Consider the following 5,060-nt stretch of genomic DNA (forward strand, 5'->3'; position numbering starts at 1 on the left):
TCCTGATGGGGCTGGCGCTGGGCGGCCTCCTGCCCTGCATCACCAGCGTCATCCGTCACAACATCCCCGACGGCGTCGGCGGCAATGTGCTCGGACTATCGATCTCGGCGCAGTATGTCGGCCAGGTCGCGGGACCGCTCGCCGGAGGCTTCGTCGGCGGCCATTTCGGCATGCGGGCGGTGTTCTTGGGCACATCGGTGCTGATGGCGCTGGGGGCGGTCTATAACTGGATTGTCCAGACGCGGCGCGCACGGCATATGCTGCTCGAGGCCGGCGAATCCTGAGCCGCGCGCGATCGAAGACGGAGCATCGAAATGAGTCTTGCCGGGCAACCATCAGACGGCGGCAGCCGCATCCTCGTGCTGGCAGGCGGTCTCGTCGGCGCGGCAGGGGTGGCGCTGTCGGCGGCGGCCGCGCATCGCGGCGGCGCCTTCACCGGCACGGCCGCATCCTTCCTGCTGATGCATGCGCCGGTCTTCCTCGCCATCGGTCTTATGGGCGGCAGCCGGTATCTCAGGATCGCAAGCCTGGCGCTGCTTGTCGGCCTGCTGCTGTTCTCGGGCGATCTTCTCGCCCGGGATTTCCTCGGTTCGCGGCTGTTTCCGATGTCGGCGCCGATCGGCGGCACGCTGCTTATCGTCGGCTGGCTGGCGATTGCGATCTCGGCGCAGTGGCGCCCAGGGTCCTAGATCCGCCTTGCCATTGCTGAGGCTCGTCGGAAAATGGGCCGCGACTACCGCCCTCCCCGACGCAGCCGCCGCTTGCGCGACGCCGGCTCCGCCGCGCGCCGCCGTTCCGGCCGGTCGGTTGGCCGCGAAATGCCCCAGTAGTTGCGATAGATGTCCTCGAAGAGATGGCTGATGGGATGCATGACTTACTTCCTTGAATTGAATCGATCCAATAGACCGACGCGAAAAAGACGGGCTGCTCAGGCGCGCTTGCGCTCCACCATGAAGCGGGGCTGACGCTTCCACGGGCCTGTCTTGCCTCGGCGCCGCTCACTCTGCTCGGCCGAAGCAATGCCCCAATCGTTGCGGTAGACGTCCTCGAACAAAAAGTTGACCGGATGCACGGCACCCTCCTTCTCGAATCTTGCTTCATGTCACAGACTTGGATCGATTCAAATCATAACCCCTGCCCCGCCGTAGTCAAGCGAAAATTTGAATCGATCCAATAAAAGTAGTAAGTGGACCGTCAGACATTCCGCGTCCATGTTCGACATGCGACCGGATTCGGAGAACAGACATGGCATCACTTATCGAAGGCCAGGCACGCCCCATCCGGCTGGCGGATATTGCCAAGGCGGCGGGCGTCTCGCATGGGACGGCCTCCAATGTCTTCAGTCGCCCGGAGGTCGTGCGCGCCGAGGTGCGCGAGCGGGTCAGGGCGGTGGCGGAGGCGATGGGCTACGCCGGGCCTGATCCGAAAGGCCGCCTGCTGCGCGCCGGCAAGGTCAATGCCATCGGCGTCGGCACGACCGAGCCCCTTTCCTACTTCTTCGAGGATCCCTTCGCCCGCGTCATGATGGCGGGCATTTCCGAGGCCTGCGACGCCACCGGCGCCGGGATCGCATTGGTTTCGGCGGCCAACCAGGAGAAGCTCGCCTGGAACATCCAGAGCGCGCTGGTCGACGGTTTCATCCTGTTCTGCATCGAAGGTGGCTCGCGTCTCGTCGAGCTGACGCGCGAACGCAGGCTGCCCTTCGTGGCGTTGGAGCTCGGCTTTCATGACGAGACGATCTCGGCGATCGGCGTCGACAACATCGCCGGCGGACGGCTCGCCGCGCGGCATCTTGCCGAACTCGGACATCGCCGTTTCGCCGTGCTGTCGCTTACTCTCGGTGATGACCGCACCGGCTTCGTCACACCCGAAAGGGTCCGCTCGGCCGTCTACACGGGAACGCGCGACCGTCTGGCCGGCTATTTCGAGGAACTGTCCGGCTTCGGTGTCGACACGAAGAGCATCCCGGTCTTCGAGACCGAGAACGAGCAAAGGAGCACCTGGGCGGGGCTCGAAGCGATCTTTGCCGGCGGCGAGCGGCCGACCGCCATTCTGGCAATGTCGGACAGGATGGCCATGATCGCCATCGACTGGCTGACTGCGCGCGGTCTGAAAGTGCCGGAAGACGTTTCCGTTGTCGGCTTCGACGGCGTGCCCGACGGCGCGCTCTGCGACCCGCCGCTGACCACCATCGCGCAGCCGATCACCGAGATCGGCCGGCGGGCCGCGCGCATGATCCTCGACTATGACGGCGCCGTGCGGCGCGAGACGATGGGCGTTGAGCTCGTCGTCAGGGCCTCGACGGGCCCTGTTCCCATATCCTAGAACCACATCTCAATATCCGCCGACCCGCGCCGGCATGGGCGGCGCAGCGAACCCGGTGCGCGCCGGCTCCGCACGCGCCGGTTTGATGCGGGTCGGGCCGAGACCGGCGAGCCATTCTAGATAGAGCGCCAGTGCGAACTGCATGGCGATGCCGGCAGCGATCAACAACGTGTCATAGGCGAGGCCGCCCGGATTGATCAGCTTGAGCACCTGAGCGGCCATGGCAATCAGCGTGCCGGCAACGAAGACGGGCAGCGAACGCTTGCCGAGGATCGCCAGCGGATTGTCGGGCTTGGCGCGGAAAAGGTTCGATACGGCCGGCAGGGCGACTACCAGATAGCTGACGGCCAAGATATGCAGCAGCCGCGGCAGCGACAGGAAGGTCTTGTCGAAGCCGCCGATCACCACCGGCAGATTGAACCAGGTGATCTGCCCCCAGAGTGGGCTGTGCACCCAGATCGCCGCGCCCACCACATAGACGCCGGCGAAACCCACCAGCCACCGGTTTACGGGGATGGTGCCGCCGCGCTTGATATGCAGCATGGCGGCAAGGCCGATGTTGAACAGAAACTGCCAGGACAGCGGGTTCAAGAACCAGAGACCCGGCTCGGGATAATTCGGCGGAGCGATCTGCCAGATGCCGGCGACCAGCCACAGCAGCCCGGACACGGTCAGTGCCGCCACGGGCCTGTAGCTGACGAACAGAACGAAGGCCGGCGCCGCGAGAAGCAGCGCCGCATAGACCGGCAGGATGTTGTTGTAGCCGAGCTGATGGCCGAGGGTGACGATGCCGAAAAGCACCTCCGGCGTGTCCTTCATCAGCGGCTCGATGTTGATCATCTTCAACAGCTCCGGGCGGTGGGCGAACACGGCCGTGGCGGAAAACAGGGCGATCACCAGCATGGTGATGACGATGTGGGTGACGTAGAGCACGCCGGCGCGCCGCCACATCTTGAGGGTCGCCAGCAGCCTGCCCCCCGGCTTGAACTTGGTGCCATAGGCGAGCGCCACCGAGATGCCGGAGATCAAAACGAAGGCCTCTGCCGCATCGGAAAAGCCGAGGTTCTTGTAGGTCAGGTTTTCGAAGACGGTACCCGGCACGTGGTCGACGAAAATGGTGAGCAAGGCGAGCGCGCGCAGCACATCGATACGCGTATCGCGTTGAGAAACGGGGATGGTCATCGACAAAAGGCCTCAGAGCTGGTGTTTCATGTCCAGCAATGCGACCCCCGACGCACCGCTTCGATTCCTCCCGTTCGGGAGTGTATCGGCGCAGAAACGGCCCGAAATGCGCCAGGTTCAATCAACTTTCGCGGAGCTTGAAAACATTCCGTTTTGAAGCCGGCAAATCAGCGAAATCACCGTAGAATCAAAAGGATCTGATCATGTCCGAACATGACAGCAAAAACAGCGAGCTGCAGCATGATCTGCCCTTTTCCTATCGTCTGATCAGACCGGAAAATGCGAGCGGCGGATGCCTTTTCGTGCTGCATGGATCGGGCGTGGACGAAACGACACTTTTGCCGCTGGCGAGGCAGATCGCGCCGCGCGCGGTGGTTGTCGCAGCACGCGGCCGCATCCCCCAGGAAGACGGTTTTCGCTGGTTCGAGCGAATCACGCCGATCAGCTTCGAGCAGTCGAGCATCCGCGCGGAGACGGCCGCTTTCGCCCAATTCGCAGTGGAAGCCGCACGGCTCCACCAGCTTGATCTCACCCGCGCGACCTTCCTGGGTTACTCAAACGGCGCCAATCTGGTTTCCACGCTGATGCTGCTTCATCCGGGCCTGGTCAGGCAGGCGGCGCTGCTCAGGGCGATGCCGGTGCTCGACGATGCGCCGGCGACGAACCTTGCCGGAACGCGGGTGCTGATCATCGCCGGCGCGGCCGACCAGACCTACGGCCCGTTCGCGCCAGCCTTGGTGACGCTCTTCAGCCAGCGCCGTGCCGAGGTCGATGCGCGCATCGTCGCCTCCGGCCATGAGTTCGGCGAAGCGGATGCCGCGATCGCCCGGCAGTGGCTTGCCGCGACCTCGACGCCGGCCGCCTGACGAGAGATAGACGCTGCTGCCGAGGCTAGCCCTGCCCCATCCGGTTCCAGGCATCCAGCCCGGCGATCTTGTAGGCTTCGGCGAGCGTCGGATAGTTGAAGGTGTTGTTGACGAAGAAGTCGACCGTGCCGCCGAGATTGATCACCGCCTGGCCGATATGGATGAGCTCGGTCGCACCCTCGCCGACGATATGGGCGCCGAGCAGGCGGCGCGTGTCGACCGAGAACAGGAGCTTCAGGAAACCTGAGTTGACGCCCATGATGTGGCCGCGCGAGGTTTCCCGGAAGCGCGCCACGCCGACCTCATAGGCGATCCCGCTCTCGCGCACCTGCTCCTCGGACTGGCCGACGGTGGAGATTTCCGGCACGGCGTAGATGCCGTAAGGAAACGTTTCCGGCGGCGGCGGCAGCGCCACGCCGAAGGCATGGCAGGCAGCCACCCTGCCCTGCTCCATCGAGGTCGAGGCCAGACTCGGAAAGCCGATGACGTCGCCGGTGGCATAGATATTGGGCGCGCTGGTCTGAAATGTCTGGGGATCGACCTTGATGCGGCCGCGGCTGTCGGCCTCGATGCCGACCATGTCGAGCCCGAGGCTGCCAAGATTGCCGCTGCGGCCTGCAGCGTAAAGCACGATTTCGGAGCGGATGGTGCGGCCGTCGGCAAGGGTCACTTCGGCATGATCGGGCT

General features: G+C 64.4%; 8 protein-coding genes. 4 read left to right on the top strand and 4 right to left on the bottom strand.

Annotated features, from left to right (window positions below):
* Positions 1–284: MFS transporter (locus EOA49_RS30100; protein ID WP_127243534.1), on the top strand; the 284-nt coding region annotated here is incomplete at its 5' end.
* Positions 285–314: 30 nt separating this feature from the next.
* Positions 315–689, top strand: coding sequence for a DUF423 domain-containing protein (locus tag EOA49_RS30105; RefSeq protein WP_127242062.1), 375 nt, complete (start codon positions 315–317; stop codon positions 687–689).
* 44 nt (positions 690–733) lie between these two features.
* Here the strand turns inward: EOA49_RS30105 and EOA49_RS32920 are convergent, their stop codons facing one another.
* Both EOA49_RS32920 and EOA49_RS32925 read right to left on the bottom strand, forming a co-directional pair.
* Positions 734–871, bottom strand: a complete 138-nt coding sequence (locus EOA49_RS32920) for a hypothetical protein (protein WP_095801262.1) — start codon at positions 869–871, stop codon at positions 734–736.
* A 57-nt stretch (positions 872–928) separates the two neighbouring features.
* Positions 929–1,072 (bottom strand): hypothetical protein, encoded by a 144-nt coding sequence (locus tag EOA49_RS32925; RefSeq protein WP_095801261.1) that lies wholly within the window; start codon positions 1,070–1,072, stop codon positions 929–931.
* Between the two features lie 173 nt (positions 1,073–1,245).
* Here EOA49_RS32925 and EOA49_RS30110 point away from each other — a divergent pair, with 173 nt between their 5' ends.
* Complete coding sequence (locus EOA49_RS30110) at positions 1,246–2,325, top strand: substrate-binding domain-containing protein (protein WP_127242063.1); 1,080 nt, start codon at positions 1,246–1,248, stop codon at positions 2,323–2,325.
* A 9-nt stretch (positions 2,326–2,334) separates the two neighbouring features.
* Here EOA49_RS30110 and opgC read toward each other — a convergent pair whose 3' ends face one another.
* Positions 2,335–3,507, bottom strand: coding sequence for an OpgC domain-containing protein (opgC, locus tag EOA49_RS30115; protein WP_067330202.1), 1,173 nt, complete (start codon positions 3,505–3,507; stop codon positions 2,335–2,337).
* A 203-nt stretch (positions 3,508–3,710) separates the two neighbouring features.
* On the opposite strand from opgC, the gene EOA49_RS30120 reads away from it, so the two are divergent.
* The gene (locus EOA49_RS30120; RefSeq protein WP_127239997.1) at positions 3,711–4,373 is read left to right on the top strand and encodes an alpha/beta hydrolase; all 663 of its coding nucleotides are present in this window, start codon (positions 3,711–3,713) and stop codon (positions 4,371–4,373) included.
* A 25-nt stretch (positions 4,374–4,398) separates the two neighbouring features.
* Here the strand turns inward: EOA49_RS30120 and EOA49_RS30125 are convergent.
* Positions 4,399–5,060 (bottom strand): FAD-dependent oxidoreductase (locus tag EOA49_RS30125; protein WP_164749328.1); only part of this gene is annotated, 662 nt, incomplete at its 5' end.

Source organism: Mesorhizobium sp. M1A.F.Ca.IN.020.04.1.1 (assembly GCF_003997315.1).
Classification (GTDB): domain Bacteria; phylum Pseudomonadota; class Alphaproteobacteria; order Rhizobiales; family Rhizobiaceae; genus Mesorhizobium.

What these genes read in the sequence shown, in the direction of transcription:
- EOA49_RS30105 (WP_127242062.1), top strand. Translation starts at nt 315, where the DNA reads ATGAGTCTTGCCGGGCAACCATCAGACGGCGGCAGCCGCATCCTCGTG.
- EOA49_RS32920 (WP_095801262.1), bottom strand. Translation starts at nt 871, where the DNA reads ATGCATCCCATCAGCCATCTCTTCGAGGACATCTATCGCAACTACTGG.
- EOA49_RS30110 (WP_127242063.1), top strand. Translation starts at nt 1,246, where the DNA reads ATGGCATCACTTATCGAAGGCCAGGCACGCCCCATCCGGCTGGCGGAT.
- opgC (WP_067330202.1), bottom strand. Translation starts at nt 3,507, where the DNA reads ATGACCATCCCCGTTTCTCAACGCGATACGCGTATCGATGTGCTGCGC.
- EOA49_RS30120 (WP_127239997.1), top strand. Translation starts at nt 3,711, where the DNA reads ATGTCCGAACATGACAGCAAAAACAGCGAGCTGCAGCATGATCTGCCC.